Raw genomic sequence first — 16,155 nt, 5'->3', positions numbered from 1 at the left:
CGACCTCAGTCCCCACGCCTGGATATGCGTTAGTCAGCGCGTTTCTCCATCGATTCCAGAGCATTGGCGAGGCGCTGTTCCTCGCCATAGTAGCGGGCGCGATCCCAGAAATGCGGACGGCCGATGCCGGTCGACACATGCTCGCCAAGCAGCCTTCCGTTCGAGTCCTCGCCCTTGATGTTGTAGAGCACGATGTCCTGCGTGATGATGACGTCACCTTCCATGCCGATCACCTCGGTGATGTGGGTGATGCGGCGCGAGCCGTCGCGAAGGCGTGCTGCCTGGATGATGACATCGACGGAGCCGACGACGATTTCACGCACGGTCTTCTGCGGCAGCGAATAGCCGCCCATGGCGATCATCGATTCGATACGGTTCAGGCATTCGCGCGGGCTGTTGGAGTGGATCGTTCCCATCGACCCGTCATGGCCGGTGTTCATCGCCTGCAGCAGGTCGAAAACCTCCGGTCCGCGCACTTCGCCGACGATGATGCGTTCGGGCCGCATGCGCAAGCAGTTCTTGACCAGGTCGCGCATGGTCACCTCGCCTTCGCCCTCGAGATTGGGCGGGCGGGTTTCGAGACGTACCACGTGCGGCTGCTGCAGTTGCAGTTCGGCCGAGTCCTCGCAGGTGATGACGCGTTCCTCGCGGTCGATATAGTTGGTCAAGCAGTTGAGCAGCGTCGTCTTGCCGGAGCCGGTACCGCCGGAGATGACGATGTTGCAGCGGACGCGGCCGATAATCTTGAGTATCTCGGCGCCCTGCGGCGAGATGGCGCCGAACTTGACCAGCTGATCGAGCGTCAGCTTGTCCTTCTTGAACTTGCGGATGGTGAGCGCGGTGCCGTCGATGGAGAGCGGCGGCGCGATCACGTTGACGCGAGACCCGTCAGGAAGACGGGCGTCACAGATCGGGCTCGATTCGTCGACGCGGCGGCCAACCTGGCTGACGATGCGCTGGCAGATGTTGAGCAGCTGCTGATTGTCGCGGAAGCGGATGCCGGTCTGTTCGACCTTGCCGTTGACTTCGATGTAGACGTTCTTGGAGCCGTTGACCATGATGTCGGCGATATCGTCGCGGGCGAGCAGCGGCTCCAGCGGCCCGTAGCCTAGCACATCGTTGCAGATGTCGTCGAGCAACTCTTCCTGCTCGGCGATCGACATTGCGAAATTTTTGATGGCGATGATGTCGTTGACGATATCGCGGATTTCCTCGCGCGCGCTCTCGGGATCGAGTTTCGCAAGTTGCGACAGGTCAATGGTGTCGATGAGTGCGGAGAAGACCTGGCTCTTGGTGTCGTAGTAGGTTTCGCTTTTTTCGCGCTGGATCTTTTTTGGCGGCTCCGGCGCCATCGACGGCGCCTCAACGGCACGGCGAGTTGGCGGCGTTGCCAGCGCTCCCGGCGGCGGCGCTGCCGGGGGTCGGGCAAGTACCGCCATGTCCGCAGGCGTTGCAGCAGCCGGCGCCGCTGACGCTGGCTGACGGAACTCCGGGGTGAACCGGCCGCCGTCGTCGGAGCCTCTTTTTCCAAACATGATCGACTACCAATTTCGCTTGAGAAGCGTCATTTCTTGTTACGCGAGAGCTTGCCGAGGAGGCCGCCAAGGCCTGCCTTCTTCCTGGCCTTGATTTCGCTGCGACCGGTCAGCACGTGCGCGATTTCGTTGATCATGCCGACGACCGGGCTCTTGGGATCCATCTCGCCCAGCATGCGGCCGTTGTTCGCGGCATTTCCAAACAACAACGGGTCGAAGGCGATGACCGACATCGGCGTGAGGCTGAGCGGCTCGGCGAAGTCGGACGCGGAAATCTCGGGCCGTTTCGGCACGCCGGCCTGATTGATGATCAGTTTCGGCGGCGGATCGTTCGGGCGAAGCCGCGTCAGCATATCGACCAGATTCTTGGTGTTGCGCAGATTGGCCAATTCCGGCGTCGCAGTGATGACGATCTCGTCGGCCTTGATCAGTGTGTTCTTGGTCCAGCCCGTCCAGATATGGGGGACGTCGAGCACCAGCAGCGGCACGCTGCGCTGGGCGGTATCGATGAGTTGCGTGAAGGCATCGGGATCGAAATCATAGACACGTTCGAGGGTGGAGGGCGCGGCGAGCAGCGACAGATGTTCGGCGCACTGGGCAAGCAGACGGTCGAGATAAACCTCGTCGACGCGTTCGGGCGAAAACACGGCCTCGGCGATGCCTTGCGCAGGGTCCTGGTCGAAGTTTATGTTGGCCGTCCCGAAAGCCAGGTCGAGATCGGCGACGACCACTTCCGACTTGAACAGCGATGACATCGCCCACGCCACATTGTGGGCGATGGTCGAGGAGCCGACGCCACCCTTGGCGCCGACGAAGGCGATCGAGCGGCCGATCGGCTCGGCTTCCGGATCGACGAAGATCGACGAAACCACCGAGACAATATCGGCCATCGACACGGGCGCGATGACGTATTCGGAAATACCGAAGCGGATGAGTTCGCGGTAAAGACCGACATCGTTGTAGTGGCCGATCACCACGACTTTAGAGGAGGGATCGCAATATTCTGAAAGCTGGGCAAGCTGCTCCAGCAACTGCTTCGGTTCGCTGCGCGACTCCAGAAGGATGAGGTTCGGCGTCGGCGCGGATTGGTAGAATTCGATCGCCGTGGCGATGCCGCCCATATGCACTTTCAGATGCGCCTTGGCCATGCGGCGATCCTCGCCGGCCCGCTCCACCGGATGCGCGACACCTTCCGTCTCGCAAAATGCCTGGATGGAAATACGCGGAACCGGCCGCAGCGCCTGCATCGCGGCAATATCCAATTGCGAGCTGTCGCCGCCGTCTACGGGCGTATCGTAGGCAAGATTGCTCATTGTCATGCTCTTTTCCGTGACTTCTCTTCCGGTCTCTACGCGGGACCGGCGCTCCTAGTACGTCACTTCCGAATTGCCGAGGAACTCGTCCGAAATACCTCTGCCGCGGTAGACGTCGATCACCGCGCCGCGGTTCTCGGCGTCGATGTCGGACGACTTTCTTGGCCCGAGCAGATCGGTCGGATTGGCGAGTTGCGCGGCGAGGTTGTTTTGAGACGAGCAGCCGTAATCGGCGTAGTGCTTGTTTTCGGAGGTTTCGAGGATGTCTTCGGGCCAGCGCCCGCATTTGTCGGTCTGGGCTCTCACCGAAATATAGGAAACGCGGATAGGCGCCGACGCTTCCGGGGAAACCGACTGGTAGGAGGTCACCACGATCCGGTTTAGCTTGATGCCGCTGGCAACCGCCAGCCTTGCGAAATCGCGCGCCGCGGCAGTCGCCGCGACCTCATTAGCCGAGCCGATCGGGGTTGCGATCGTCAGCGCCGGGGCAGCGCTCTTGTCGTAACCGTCGAGGAAGCCCAGAAGCGTGTCGCGCTGCGAGCCGGTCATGCCGCGATCGCCGGCGCCGACCGGGAGGTCGAGCTTCTGGTTCTTCTCAGCAATTACGATCGGATGCGTGGTGCGATAATCATCGGGAATCGCCCCAACCGTGATGCTGTCGCGCTTAGCGCAACCGGCAAGCGAGGCGGCGATCGCGACCGCCAGGATCGGCATTGCCGATCGGCGGATCCGGCCACGGCCAGACCATGCCGTTGCGGCAATCGCCAGTACCTTTGATGCTGACTGAGACATGTCCGCTTCCCCGCTTACTTGTAGATGAAGCCGACAACGCCGTGGTAGCGGCCGTTGGGCTTGTCGGTCTGCATGGTGCCGTAGACGCGGTTGACGCGGCCAAGGAACATGGCCGGACCATCGCCGGCGGCATTGAAATTGTCGTCCGGCTTAGCCAGGTCGTTGCGCGCCACCGGCCGAGCCAGATAAGGCGTGATGATGATGACCAGTTCAGTTTCATTGCGGACGAAATCGCGGCTGCGGAATAGCGTGCCGAGCACCGGGATCTTGGTCAGGCCGGGCAAGCCCGATACAGCCTGGCGGACGTCGTCGCGAACGAGGCCGGCAATCATCATCGAACCGCCCGACGGCAATTCGACGGTGGTGTCGGCAAGTCTCTTGCGGATCGACAGAAGCGTCAGGCCGGGCAAGCTGCCGCCGCCTTCCAGGGTGGTAGCACCTTCCGAGGTCGGCTCCGAAACCGATGTTCTGACCTTGAGGCTGATCCGACCCGCCGACAGCACAACGGGCTGGAACTCGAGGCCTATGCCGTATTCCAGCTTTTCGTTGGTGTAGGTGACCTGGCCGGTCTGGTTGTCGGTCGAAACGTTGTTCGTACGTGCCGTGATGAGATTGAATTCGCCGCCGACCCTGAACGTTGCCTTCTCGCCCGAAACCGCGGTGAGGGTCGGTTCTGCAAGCGTCTTCATGACGCCGCTTTGCTCCATGGCATTGATGTAGGCTTTGAGGCCACTGCCGCCCAAGTTAAAGCCTGAATTCTGCGAAAGCGGCTTTCCCAAACCGTAGTTGGGCGAACTCAGCGCACCGTAAGCGATGCCGTCCATGCTGCCGCTGCCAACCATGTTGACGCCGAGCTGCTTCATCACCGAGCGGCTGACTTCGGCCACGGTCACCTTCAGCGTCACCTGGTCGTCGCCGATGATCTGTAGCAGGTTGACGATCTTCGAGACCCGGCGTTCGGCATCCGGGTTGTTGATGTCGACGCCGCCATTGGCATTGCCGCCGGCCGCGGTCTGCGAATACTGGCCCGTCGTCGCTTCACCTCCGGACACGAAGATGGTTGCCAGATCGACGGCGCGCTTGGCATCGAGCGGCGTATCCACCGTCCCGGTCAGGACGACGTTGTCGTTCAGCAATTCGACCTTGATCTCGGCATTCGGAAGGAAGCGCTTGAGGTAGTCTTCCAATCCGGCGACGTCGCGTTCGACGGCCAGATCCAGGCTGGCAATCTGCTCGCCATTGGGACCGAAGACGAAGATGTTGGTTTCGCCCACCGACTTGCCGAACAGATAGATGCGCCTTGCGGTGCGGGTCACCGCATCGGCGACCGCGGGATTGGCGACAAGGATGTCGTAGGCGTCGCTCGGCAGATCGATGACGACCGATTTGTTGAGGCCGAGCTTGACACGTTGCGTGGCGGTCGAGGCCGTGACCCCGACGCTCTTTCCGGCGGCCTTGGCGTCGCCGAGGCCACTTGCATGGGCTCCGAGGAAAAGCAGGCCGACGGCTGCAGCCATGGTGACCGGCAGTTTAGCGACTAACCTCATTTCCTTGCCCCTACTTCGGAAACTTCGCCCGATTTGATCAACCGCACCGTTCCGCGCCGCCCACTGCCGGAAACGAGGTAGTCGGCTTCATCGGTACCCTTTTCCTTGTTGTCGGTGATCGAGCGCAGCGCCAGCGTCAGGCGATCGGCCATCTGCTGGGCGACGGTTATGATCTCGGCCTGCTGCGGCGTCAGCTCCAGCGTCGCCGTCTGTCCGACCCTGGTCTTCTTGCCTTCCTCGTCCTCCTGGATGGTCTGATCGATCGCCAGGACGCGGATGTTCTTGAGGATGGTCTCGGTGGTGAATCCGCTGCCGCCGTTGCCGGTGTCGGATCTGCGGGTCATGATGACGTCGACAAAATCGTTGGGCAGGATGAACCCGCCTGCCGACGTGTCAGCCGAGATCGCGGTGGCGACGGCACGCATGCCGGTGGGCAGGATCGAAGACATGAAGCTTTGCCCCTCGCCGATCAGCTTGGAGCGCCGCAGCGGCTCACCGGTGTACATCGCCATGCGGGCGACGGAGCCCTTCAGTTTCTCCCGCGCTTCGGGTTCGGCGGCACGGGTGATGAAATTCGCATTGATGCCATCGGACGGCCAGGACTCCCAGCTGAGATTGTTCTCAAGTGGGCTGCCCATCGGCACGTCGCCGGAAAGCACGAGCACATCCTGCAAGGCAATGGCCGGCGCCTGCGGGGCATCGGCGACGACCTGCTGGGGCGGGACCGCCACCATATTCTTGGCGACATAACCTGCACCACCCGCCGCAGCCACCGCCACGCCCAGAATAATCAGTCGGGATGCTGGCATCTGTCCGAACCCTCGCCTTTAGGCAACCACCTAGCCAGGCCGGACTTTGCAGCGGCAATCGTCAAAACAAGGTTAATGCAATGCTTACGATCGTGATTAATTCAAGGTTTACATAAATTGGACGGACCCTTGCTCCGACGACAGAAAGGGCGACCAGCCGCCTCTTTTCAGACCGATGTCGGAGCGGCAAAGGTTGCTTGCTGCTTCAGTTCGCCAGCTTTGCCAGTGCCCAAACCATCAGGGGTGAATCCGGATAGGTCAGCAGCCCGCCAATGCCGAGTGCAATGCCGTAGGGAACGCCAGTCGTGTCGTCGGCGAAATGGCGCAGGAATACATTGTGGCTGGTGTAAATCGCCAGCGGCGATTTCCGGTAGAGAAGGATGGCGAGCGTCAGCAGTCCGCCGATGAACGTCGATATCACGAGATACTCGACAAGGTGAATGTTGAACCCCATCCAGACGGCGGTGCCGGCGAGCAGCTTGGCGTCGCCGCCACCCATGCCGCCGAGTGCAAACAGACCGAACGTCACGGCCAGCACCAGGGCGCCGGCGGCGAAATGCCAGCCATAGGTTGCCCAGTCCATGGCCGTCAGCGGCGCAACCAGCGCAAACACCGCCAGCAGCAGCACCGGTACGCGGTTGGCGATCGTCATCGACAGCATGTCGGAGATCGCGGCGAAGAGCATGCAAAAAGGAAAGATGACGAAGATCAACGCTTCGAGCATGGGCGCGACACCCTGTTGCCAACTGTGTCCAGCCTCAGCCTAGACATATATGATTAACGATCGATGAGACTGGGTTACTCAAAACCGCCCGACGCGATGAAATAAGGGCCGCCAGTCAGGCGGCCCCTATCTCTAAGGCAACCAGGGTATTACGAACCACTCACCTTACCGGCGATGGCGATGAACTTGTTGTTCAGGGCGTTGCCGAGCTGACCAGCGCCAAAAATGATGGCAAGCGCGATGAGAGCGGCGATCAGACCGTATTCGATAGCGGTCGCGCCGGATTCGTCCTTCGCGAAACGTGCGATGAGATTAGACATTCGAGAGCTCCTACTCCACGTGTTACAGCACTTCCGTCAACTTCTGTGGTGGTTGATCGGATGCTGCCAATCTACGGAGAAGCTCTTTCAATCGGCTTAATAAACAGCCTTACCGATTCCTTTCCCGCTTCGAACAGCTTGCGTGGTTAACCGTAAACTAAACGCTGGACAGTGGCTCGCCTGCCCGTGAAAAGCTGTAATTTCACGGCTATCGGCAGGACGCATTGTTATATCAGCTGGCAGCAAGATTGGAGCGAATACCCGGCGCCGGTCAAGGGTTTAACCGTTGGTTCACCAATCTCCTTCATGTTCCGTGAACAAGTTTTGCCGCTGTGGAGCGCCTTGATGACCGCCATGAAATCGTCATTCCTGCTTGTCGCGCTTCTCGCCGTCCCGGCTTTCGTGCTGCCGGCCAAGGCCGGAGCCGGCATCGAAGTGACGATGAACCAGGCCAAGATCGTCAAACTGACACGCCCCGCCGACACCATCGTCGTCGGCAATCCGGCGATCGCCGACGCCTCCGTCCAGGATGCATCGACGATCGTGCTGACGGGCAAGGGGTTCGGCGTGACCAATCTGGTTGTCCTCGACCACGATGGCAGCCCGATCGTCGACGAGCAGGTGACCGTAGTGCGCCAGGACGCGTCGTCGGTGCGTATCTACAGGCGCGCCTCGGTCCAGACCATGTCCTGCACGCCCTATTGCGAAAGCTCGTACAAGAGCGACTCGGAAAAGTCGTCCGAGGCCGAGATGAGCGCTGGGCAGTAAGCGCCTCAGGTGACTTGATTGTCTGGGGGAGAGCCGCGTCGGTTAGCGGCCGGTTAACGTCGCCTGGTCGAATTTAACGGTCATTCAAACCGGAGCTAAATGGGTTCTTGATAGTGGTGCTGACGGTACCGCATCAGGATCGGCAGGAACGGGATATGGGCGACGTTTTGGACGAGGATTCAAGACGCAAGATCTGCAAGGCCAAGGCAGGGCGCGTGACGTTTGCCCGTCGTTTCCTTGGCGATCGGCGCGGCGGCACGGCGATAGAATTCGCCATGCTTGCGTTACCGTTTGCGGCTCTCGTCTTCGCCATCCTCGAGAGCTGCATTTCATTTGCCGGACAGGAGGTGATGGCCAACATCACCGATGATATCGCCCGTCAATTGCGTACTGGCCAGTTGAGGCAAGCCGATGTGACGGAAGAGAAGCTAAAGGGTAGGGTCTGCGCCAGACTCGAGATCATTGTCGCCAAGGGTTGCCCCGGTTTGCTGGTTGATCTGCGCCCGTTCAAGACCTTTGCCGGGGCAGCCAGTGCGGGTTTCAAGATTTCCGGCTCGACCATCACGCTGACGGGCAAGGATCCGGATACAGGCAAGGACCCGGCTTTCGGGACCCCCACAATAGGTCCGGCAGAATCAAAGAACATGCTGCGGGTTTTCTACCCTTGGCCGGTCATGACCGATTTCATGGCTCAATACATGTCGAATATGGATGGCGGCAAGACGCTGCATTACGCAACGGCAACGTGGCAAAACGAGCCATTCGACAACTGAGGCACGTGTAGCAAAGGAAAAGGGCATGTTTCGTGCGGGGGCACATCCGGGGATATCGGTTATCTGGAAGAGAGCGGCGCGGTTTTGTGCCGATCGTCGGGGCATAGCGGCGGTCGAGTTTGCCCTCATCGTGCCCGTCCTGCTGATCATGTATTTCGTTACCATGGAGGCCTCGCAAGCCATCGAGGCCAGCAAGAAGGTCAGCCGCATCAGCTCCATGGTTGCCGACCTCGTCACGCAGCAAACGTCGGTGGTCAATGCAGATCTCACCGACATTATGAAGATCGGAAACTCCAGCCTTCAGCCTTATAACCGCTCAGTCGCCGATATCTTCATCACAGCAATCGACATCGAAGCCGATCCGGGCAACCCGACACCGAAGGCGAAGGTGGCGTGGTCCTGGCGCGTGCTGAATGGGGTCACGAGCCGCGACTCCAACCCGACAAGCTCCACAACTGTTCCGGCGACGCTCAACGTTGCGGGGACTTTCCTTATTCGTGTCAAAACCACTCTCAAATATGAACCGATCATCTCCTGGTCGGAAAGCGCCGAAAAGCCGCTCGGATTTATCTCGGCCTTCAACGAAGGCAAAATAACGATGAGCGAAACCTACTATCTCAGGCCGCGCCGGGCCACCTCGATCCCCTGCAGCAATTGCTGAAGCAGTTCTACCCATTCAACCCGGGTCATTGCGCGCTGCTGTCCGTGCTGCCCGACACCAGGCGCACGATGGAAGCGGCCATCGCATAGTCACTCGCAGCGGCGAGCGTGAACCCTCCCGAATGTTTCGATTCCACGAAATCGTAGATTTCCGGCGACTGCGATCTGAGATTGGTGAGGAAGACCGTCAGTCGGCGTTTGGCTTCGGGGTCAAGATCGCTGCGGACGGCGTGAGGGCCGTATCTGAGCACGCCGGAGGTCCAGATGATCTGGAGCGCGGCTTCTGGAATGCCCGCCGCCTCCAGTCGCGCCGCCGTGCCGTCCGGATCAGCCGGCTGATCGCCAGCAATCGCCGTCCGGTTTTCCGCCGTGGCCCGCTCCCAGCCGAACAAGGCATCGGCCTGGCCATCGACCAGCATCGCTTCTGCGGCGGCAGCCGAGCCGGCATGAGCGAGGAATGGCGCATCCTGGCTGATCTTGATGCCGTCGGCCGCCAGCCCGGCGAGCGGTAGAAGCGAACCGCCGACATTGTCGGAAGGCGCCATGGCGATGCGGTGCGTTTCCAGGGCCGCGAGATCGGAAAGCCTGCCGTCGCGCGTCAAAAGCACGGAGCGGATGCCCGTGGCACCGTCGGCGTCGACCGGCGCCACAAGAGGTTCGACGCAGCCGCAGCGCTCCGAGGCGGTGGCGTAGGCGGTCGCCGAATAGACCGCGTATTGAATCCGGCCATTGGCCTGCGCCTCGATCAGCGCCGCATAGTCATGCGCGACGACGAATTCCACCTTCATGCCGAGCGCCCTGCCGTAGGCGTCAGTCAGCATGGCCAGACCCGGAACCGTGTTGCCGGCGTCCGGCTCGGCAACGATGCCGATGCGAAACGTGCCGATCTGGTCGCGCCAGTCGGCGTGCGCGGCGAGCTGCGAGGCCAGGAGCGCTACAGTGGTCGCTAGTGCACTCCAACCGAGGTCAGCCCGTCTCATCGATCCATGCCCCGCACACCGTTTCCTTGAAGCGCATCGCATGCCTCAAGGATGCGTACAGCGCGCCTGCCCGACCTCGCGACTATTGCGCCAGGCCGCTGCCGCCTGGTTTACGATTTGCCAATGCCGCGACGGGACCTTATGTCTGGTCAACCAGACTGGCAATGACGGCACCGATGTCACGCGCTTTCCTCTTCGTTCTCGATTCTTTCGGCATTGGCGGCGCCGCCGATGCCGAACGCTATGGCGACGCCGGCTCGAACACATTCGGACACATCGCGCTGGCCTGCGCGGAAGCCCGCGCCGATCGCGAGGGCCTGCGCGAGGGACCGCTGAAGGTGCCCACCATGGTTTCGCTCGGTCTCGGCCGCGCAGCAGAAACCGCAACCGGCTTCCAATTCGACAGCAAAGCCGCCGTTTCAACCTCCGCCTTCCACGGCGCCGCGCAGGAGATTTCGAGCGGCAAGGATACGCCGTCGGGTCACTGGGAAATCGCCGGGCTGCCCGTGCGGTTCGACTGGGGCTATTTCCCCGATAAGGTGCCCGCCTTCCCTGCCGAACTGACCGAAGCGATGATCCGCGAGGGCAAGGTCCCAGGCATTCTCGGCAACTGCCATGCACCCGGCACGGAGATCATCGAGCGCTTCGGCGAGGAGCATATCCGCACCAGCCAGCCGATCTGCTACACCTCGGTCGATTCCGTCCTGCAGATAGCAGCGCACGAAGTTCATTTCGGCCTGGAGCGGCTCTACGAGTTCTGCAAGACGGTACGCCGGCTGGTCGACCCGCTGAAGATCGGACGGGTGATCGCACGGCCTTTCCTGGGCGAAACATCAGCCACGTTCGAGCGCACCTACAACCGCCATGACTACGCCGTGCCGCCGCCTGAGCCGACGCTGCTCGACCGCTTGACCGGGCGCGGCAGCCGGGTGATCGCGGTCGGCAAGATCGGCGACATCTTCGCCCACCGCGGTATCTCGGAAGTACGCAAGGCGCCCGGCAACATGGCAATGTTCGACAAGGCGCTGGGCGCGATGGACGATGCCGGCGACGGCGACCTGGTGTTCGCCAATTTCGTCGACTTCGACACCGAGTTCGGCCATCGCCGCGACGTCGCCGGCTATGCTGCGGCGCTCGAAGCCTTCGACCGCCGGCTGCCCGAGGCACTGGCAAAGCTGAAGCCGGGCGATCTGCTCATCCTCACCGCCGACCATGGCAACGATCCGACATGGCGTGGCACCGACCACACGCGCGAACGCATCCCGGTCATCGGCATCGCACCGGGTCTCACGGGCGGCGACATCGGGCTCAGGACCACCTTCGCCGATATCGGCGAGACGGTCGCCGAACACCTCAAGCTGGCGCGCGGCCGCCACGGCGCTTCCTTCCATGCGGCGATAGGCGGCCATGCCTGAACTGCCCGAGGTCGAAACGGTCCGGCGCGGCCTGCAGCCGGTTCTGGAATGCGCGCGGATCGTGCGCGTCGAGGCGCGCCGGCCCGATCTCAGATTTCCGTTTCCGGCGAAATTTGCGCAGCGGCTGACCGGCAAGACGGTCATCGCGCTTGGCCGCCGCGCCAAATATCTCACCATACACCTGGACGGTGGCCCCGTGCTGATCTGCCATCTCGGCATGTCGGGCTCGTTCCGCATCGAGGCCGCTGATGACAAAGAGACGCCCGGCACGTTCCATCAAGAGCGCTCGAAGGATGCCAAGCACGACCATGTGGTGTTCCATGTCGTGTCGCCTGTCGGCGTCCAGTCTCGCGTGGTCTTCAACGACCCGCGTCGCTTCGGCTTCATGCTGTTTGCGGAAGGCCTGGCCGAGGCGCATCCGATGCTGGCGGGACTGGGCGTCGAGCCGACCGGCAATGCGCTGGAAGGCGCCCTGCTCGCCTCTCTGCTGAAGGGCCGCAGATCGCCGTTGAAGGCGGCGCTGCTCGACCAGAAGCTGATTGCCGGGCTCGGCAATATCTATGTGTCGGAAGCGCTGTGGCGCGCCGGCCTTTCGCCATTGCGCGAGGCAGGCACCATCGCCGGGACCGGCAAGAAGGCCAAGGAACAGAGCGAACGACTGGCCGAGGCAATCCGTTCGGTGATCGCCGATGCGATCGCCGCCGGCGGGTCTTCGCTGCGCGATTATGTGCACACAGACGGGTCGCCGGGCTATTTCCAGCATTCCTTCGCGGTCTACGATCGCGAAGGCGAGCCCTGTCCGACGCCCGGCTGTCGCGGCCACATCGAGCGCATCGTGCAAAGCGGCCGCTCGACCTTTTATTGCCGGACCTGCCAGCGGTAAGCTAGACGGTCCTTCAGTGCCGCAACCAGGAGGCCAGCCCATGAGCTATGAAACCATCATCGTCGAGACGCGCGGCAAGGTCGGCCTGATCACGCTGAACCGGCCCAAGGCGCTGAACGCGCTGAACGCGCAGGTGCTGGCGGATTTGCTGACGGCGGCAAAGGGGTTCGACGCCGATCCCGGCATCGGCGCCATGGTCATCACCGGTTCCGAGAAGGCTTTTGCGGCGGGCGCCGACATCAAGGAAATGCAGGCCGTCACCTACGCGGAGGCCTATGTGCAGGATTTCTTCGTCGGCTGGGAAGAGTTTACCCGTGCGCGCAAGCCGATGATCGCGGCGGTCGCCGGCTATGCACTGGGCGGCGGCTGCGAACTGGCGATGATGTGCGATTTCATCATTGCCGCCGACACGGCGAAATTCGGCCAGCCCGAAATCACGCTCGGCGTCATTCCCGGCATGGGCGGGTCGCAACGGCTGACCCGCTTTGTCGGCAAGTCGAAGGCCATGGACATGTGCCTGACCGGTCGGATGATGGATGCCGCCGAAGCCGAGCGCAGCGGCCTGGCCTCGCGCGTCGTGCCGGCCGGCGAGTTGATCGAGGAGGCGATGAAGGCCGCGGCCAGGATATCAGAGTTTTCACTGCCATCGGTGATGATGGCCAAGGAGGCAGTCAACCGCGCCTACGAGACGACGCTGGCGGAGGGACTGCGCTTCGAACGCCGGCTGTTCCACTCGCTGTTTGCGCTCGACGACCAGAAGGAAGGGATGGCAGCCTTTGCCGAGAAGCGGAAGCCGAATTTCACCAATCGCTAGAGTGGCGGCGGCGAGGACCAAAAAGAAGCCAAAGCGGCGTTGACGCGCCGGAAAAGCTGAACTATAAGCCGCTCCAACCGAGGCGGCCGTTGGCTGCCCGTTTGTTTTTTGCGCCCTGCGGCATCCCGCATGCGCCCACCAGATCAGAAGAGAGGCATCATGGCCAATACCTCCTCGGCCAAAAAGGCAACGCGCAAGATCGCCCGCCGCGCAGCGATCAACAAGAACCGCCGCTCGCGCGTGCGTACATATGTCCGCCAGGTCGAAGAGGCACTGGCTGCCGGCGACAAGGCAGCCGCGCTGGAAGCCTTCAAGACCGCAGAGCCGGAATTGATGCGCGCCGCGACCAAAGGCGTGATCCATAAGAATACGGCATCGCGCAAGGTGTCGCGTCTGGCTCACCGCCTCAAGGTGCTGTCGGCCTGATTGACCGTTCCTGATCTGTTGTTCTTTCAAACCCGGCCAATCGCGCCGGGTTTTTTCGTTTGCCGGCAAGCACTTAAAAAGAACGGCCGCAAAGCATGCCCGAGCCGCATTCCAGAGTCCGGAATGCTTTGCCGGCACATACACTCCCACTGATATTCCAATCCGCCGAAACGGCCCACGCCAATAAATTTGGCTGTCACAAATTGCTGATATTTTTCAGTGACTTGCTGGAAGTGATCCACAGCTTGTTCACATCGCCTGTGGGCGACAGGCAGCAAGTTGGTGTCAAGCGAATTATTTCAGAAAATTTCAAACCGCACAGCCATTTTCATATTCGCGGCAAAAGGGTTTGAATCCCAATGGCTTTGTCAAAATATGCGCTTCCAGCACGGAGCCCGAACCGTTGTTCACTAACCAGATTCCTTAAAAATCCGTTAGAGGTGGCCTTGCCCTATCCACAGCGATTTCGGTAATGTCGATCTATCGAAAGGGACGGGCCATTAGCCCTTAACCCAGCCTGAATCGGCCAGCTAACAGTGGCAGAATTCATGACGTGGATCAATTCCGCGAACGGGTATGGCTTGCCTTTTCGATACGATAGGGGACTGGCGTAATTGTACATGGCAGCTTGATGGCGCACCGGCGTTTTCGCCGGGTAGCACCGCTTTGCCCGAACATGTCGGACGGACTGGCCTTAAGCAGCCGGGACCGATCCCATTCTGACGAGGCAACGTCATCCGCCGGCGGCGGCGGTGGTGTTGTAGCGAAGATACGGTCGCCGGAAACATGGGTGCAGGAGGCGCACTCCCGGCGGAAAAAAGGTACAAAGGAAAAGGGACGCACAATCATGCAGAGCGGCATCGAGCGGGAGCTTACGGGCGACCTGCCATTTCCCGGAACATTGGTCGGAGCGCACGATATGGTGGCTTCCAGCGACGCGGAACAGAAGTTCGACCGGGTCAAGGCCCAGTTGAAGGCGCGCCTGGGAACCGAGGTCTATTCGAGCTGGTTCGGCCGTATGAAGGTGGCTGAGGCTTCCCGGGGCATTGTACGCATCTCGGTGCCCACGGCCTTCCTGCGCTCGTGGATCAATGGCCATTATCTCGATCTCATCGCCGATCTGTGGAAGCACGAGGATCCCGAAATCCTCAAGATCGAGATGGTCGTGCGCACCGCGACCCGTCCGGCCCGCAATGGCGTCGAACCCGAGGTCGTGCCGGCGCGCAAGATGACCAAGCATACGCAGACCGCATTGGGGGCCGGCACGGTCGGCCCCGGCAGGATGGAGCGGGCGCCCGCCCCTCGTCCCGGCACGCCGATCGAGAGCGAATTCCGGCACAATGTGCTGGGCTCGCCGCTCGACCCGCGCTACACGTTCGGCTCCTTCATCGAAGGCCCGTCGAACCGGGTGGCTTTCGCCGCAGCCAAAGCCGTGGCGGAATCGCAGTCGAGCGCGGTGCGCTTCAACCCGCTGTTCCTTCATGCAACCGTCGGGCTCGGCAAGACGCACCTTTTGCAGGCGATTGCGGCCGAATCCCTGAAACAGAACCCGAAATCGCGCGTCGTCTATCTGACGGCCGAATATTTCATGTGGCGCTTCGCCACCGCGATCCGCGACAACAATGCGCTGACGCTGAAGGAACAGCTGCGCGACATCGACCTCTTGATCATCGACGACATGCAGTTCCTGCAGGGCAAGTCGATCCAGCACGAATTCTGCCATCTCATCAACATGCTGCTCGACAGCGCCAAGCAAGTGGTGGTTGCCGCCGACAGGCCGCCGTCGGAACTGGAATCGCTGGAACCGCGGGTGCGCTCGCGCCTCAATGGCGGTGTCGCGCTGGAAATGTCGGCGCCGGACTTCGCCATGCGCATCGGCATGCTCAAACTTCGGCTTGCCACCGCCAAGGTTGACGATGCATCGCTCAATATTTCGGAGGAGATCCTCAACCATGTCGCCCGCACGGTGACCGGCAGCGGTCGTGAGCTGGAGGGCGCGTTCAACCAGCTGCTGTTTCGTCAGTCGTTCGAGCCGGCGATCACCATCGACCGCATCGACGAAATCCTCGGCCACATCTATCGCTCTGGCGAGCCGAAGCGGGTGCGCATCGAGGACATCCAGCGCATCGTGGCGCGCCACTACAATGTGTCGAAGACCGAGTTGCTGTCCAACCGGCGCACGCGCACCATCGTGAAGCCCAGGCAGGTCGCCATGTACCTGTCGAAGGTATTGACGCCGCGCTCGCTGCCGGAGATCGGCCGGCGGTTCGGCGGGCGCGACCACACCACGGTGCTGCATGCGGTGCGCAAGATCGAGGACCTTTCCGGCGTCGACAACACGCTGGCGCAGGAACTGGAACTGTTGCGCAGGCTGATCAACGACCAAGCCTGATCGG

General features: G+C 61.6%; 17 protein-coding genes. 8 read left to right on the top strand and 9 right to left on the bottom strand.

The window, feature by feature from the left end:
* Positions 1-29 precede the first annotated feature (29 nt).
* The 7 genes from NKI31_RS09300 to NKI31_RS09270 form a co-directional block, all read right to left on the bottom strand.
* Positions 30-1,535, bottom strand: a complete 1,506-nt coding sequence (locus tag NKI31_RS09300) for a TadA family conjugal transfer-associated ATPase (RefSeq protein ID WP_023738191.1) — start codon at positions 1,533-1,535, stop codon at positions 30-32.
* A 29-nt stretch (positions 1,536-1,564) separates the two neighbouring features.
* The gene (locus NKI31_RS09295) at positions 1,565-2,848 is read right to left on the bottom strand and encodes a CpaE/TadZ family protein (protein ID WP_023681982.1); all 1,284 of its coding nucleotides are present in this window, start codon (positions 2,846-2,848) and stop codon (positions 1,565-1,567) included.
* 54 nt (positions 2,849-2,902) lie between these two features.
* The gene (locus NKI31_RS09290; protein ID WP_023681983.1) at positions 2,903-3,640 is read right to left on the bottom strand and encodes a CpaD family pilus assembly protein; all 738 of its coding nucleotides are present in this window, start codon (positions 3,638-3,640) and stop codon (positions 2,903-2,905) included.
* Between the two features lie 14 nt (positions 3,641-3,654).
* A complete protein-coding gene (locus tag NKI31_RS09285) occupies positions 3,655-5,187 on the bottom strand; it encodes a type II and III secretion system protein family protein (RefSeq protein ID WP_023681984.1) in 1,533 nt (510 codons plus the stop codon).
* On the bottom strand, positions 5,184-5,996 hold the full coding sequence (gene cpaB, locus NKI31_RS09280; protein WP_023681985.1) for a Flp pilus assembly protein CpaB: 813 nt from the start codon (positions 5,994-5,996) through the stop codon (positions 5,184-5,186). The genes NKI31_RS09285 and cpaB overlap by 4 nt, the downstream gene beginning before the upstream one ends.
* 205 nt (positions 5,997-6,201) lie before the next feature.
* Complete coding sequence (locus tag NKI31_RS09275; RefSeq protein WP_023740760.1) at positions 6,202-6,720, bottom strand: A24 family peptidase; 519 nt, start codon at positions 6,718-6,720, stop codon at positions 6,202-6,204.
* A 149-nt stretch (positions 6,721-6,869) separates the two neighbouring features.
* Positions 6,870-7,040, bottom strand: coding sequence for a Flp family type IVb pilin (locus NKI31_RS09270; protein WP_023681987.1), 171 nt, complete (start codon positions 7,038-7,040; stop codon positions 6,870-6,872).
* Between the two features lie 345 nt (positions 7,041-7,385).
* Between NKI31_RS09270 and NKI31_RS09265 the strand changes: the two genes are divergently transcribed.
* From NKI31_RS09265 to NKI31_RS09255, 3 genes are all read left to right on the top strand, one after another.
* A complete protein-coding gene (locus NKI31_RS09265; protein WP_023681988.1) occupies positions 7,386-7,808 on the top strand; it encodes a pilus assembly protein N-terminal domain-containing protein in 423 nt (140 codons plus the stop codon).
* A gap of 155 nt (positions 7,809-7,963) precedes the next feature.
* Positions 7,964-8,581, top strand: coding sequence for a TadE/TadG family type IV pilus assembly protein (locus tag NKI31_RS09260; protein WP_031196259.1), 618 nt, complete (start codon positions 7,964-7,966; stop codon positions 8,579-8,581).
* Between the two features lie 25 nt (positions 8,582-8,606).
* Complete coding sequence (locus tag NKI31_RS09255; RefSeq protein ID WP_352510962.1) at positions 8,607-9,242, top strand: TadE/TadG family type IV pilus assembly protein; 636 nt, start codon at positions 8,607-8,609, stop codon at positions 9,240-9,242.
* A gap of 25 nt (positions 9,243-9,267) precedes the next feature.
* On the opposite strand, the gene NKI31_RS09250 is transcribed toward NKI31_RS09255, so the two are convergent.
* Positions 9,268-10,221: a PhnD/SsuA/transferrin family substrate-binding protein gene (locus NKI31_RS09250; protein WP_352651307.1), complete on the bottom strand. Its 954-nt coding sequence runs from the start codon at positions 10,219-10,221 to the stop codon at positions 9,268-9,270.
* Positions 10,222-10,397: 176 nt separating this feature from the next.
* Here NKI31_RS09250 and NKI31_RS09245 point away from each other — a divergent pair, with 176 nt between their 5' ends.
* The 4 genes from NKI31_RS09245 to rpsT all read left to right on the top strand — a co-directional run bounded on the left by NKI31_RS09245 (position 10,398) and on the right by rpsT (position 13,759).
* Complete coding sequence (locus NKI31_RS09245; protein WP_352651305.1) at positions 10,398-11,636, top strand: phosphopentomutase; 1,239 nt, start codon at positions 10,398-10,400, stop codon at positions 11,634-11,636.
* Entirely contained in the window at positions 11,629-12,519 is an 891-nt protein-coding gene (mutM, locus tag NKI31_RS09240) for a bifunctional DNA-formamidopyrimidine glycosylase/DNA-(apurinic or apyrimidinic site) lyase (protein ID WP_352651303.1), read from the top strand. The genes NKI31_RS09245 and mutM overlap by 8 nt, the downstream gene beginning before the upstream one ends.
* 40 nt (positions 12,520-12,559) lie before the next feature.
* Entirely contained in the window at positions 12,560-13,333 is a 774-nt protein-coding gene (locus NKI31_RS09235; protein ID WP_023681994.1) for an enoyl-CoA hydratase, read from the top strand.
* A 159-nt stretch (positions 13,334-13,492) separates the two neighbouring features.
* Entirely contained in the window at positions 13,493-13,759 is a 267-nt protein-coding gene (rpsT, locus tag NKI31_RS09230) for a 30S ribosomal protein S20 (RefSeq protein ID WP_023681995.1), read from the top strand.
* Positions 13,760-13,785: 26 nt separating this feature from the next.
* On the opposite strand, the gene NKI31_RS09225 is transcribed toward rpsT, so the two are convergent.
* On the bottom strand, positions 13,786-14,001 hold the full coding sequence (locus NKI31_RS09225) for a hypothetical protein (RefSeq protein WP_352651301.1): 216 nt from the start codon (positions 13,999-14,001) through the stop codon (positions 13,786-13,788).
* A 677-nt stretch (positions 14,002-14,678) separates the two neighbouring features.
* Here NKI31_RS09225 and dnaA point away from each other — a divergent pair.
* Positions 14,679-16,151 (top strand): chromosomal replication initiator protein DnaA, encoded by a 1,473-nt coding sequence (gene dnaA, locus NKI31_RS09220; protein WP_502899109.1) that lies wholly within the window; start codon positions 14,679-14,681, stop codon positions 16,149-16,151.
* The last annotated feature ends 4 nt before the right edge of the window (positions 16,152-16,155 follow it).

It is taken from the genome of Mesorhizobium sp. M0659 (assembly GCF_040320605.1).
GTDB lineage: Bacteria > Pseudomonadota > Alphaproteobacteria > Rhizobiales > Rhizobiaceae > Mesorhizobium.
The sequence above is the reverse complement of the archived record's forward strand: the minus strand, read 5'-3'. Positions and strand labels throughout refer to the sequence as shown.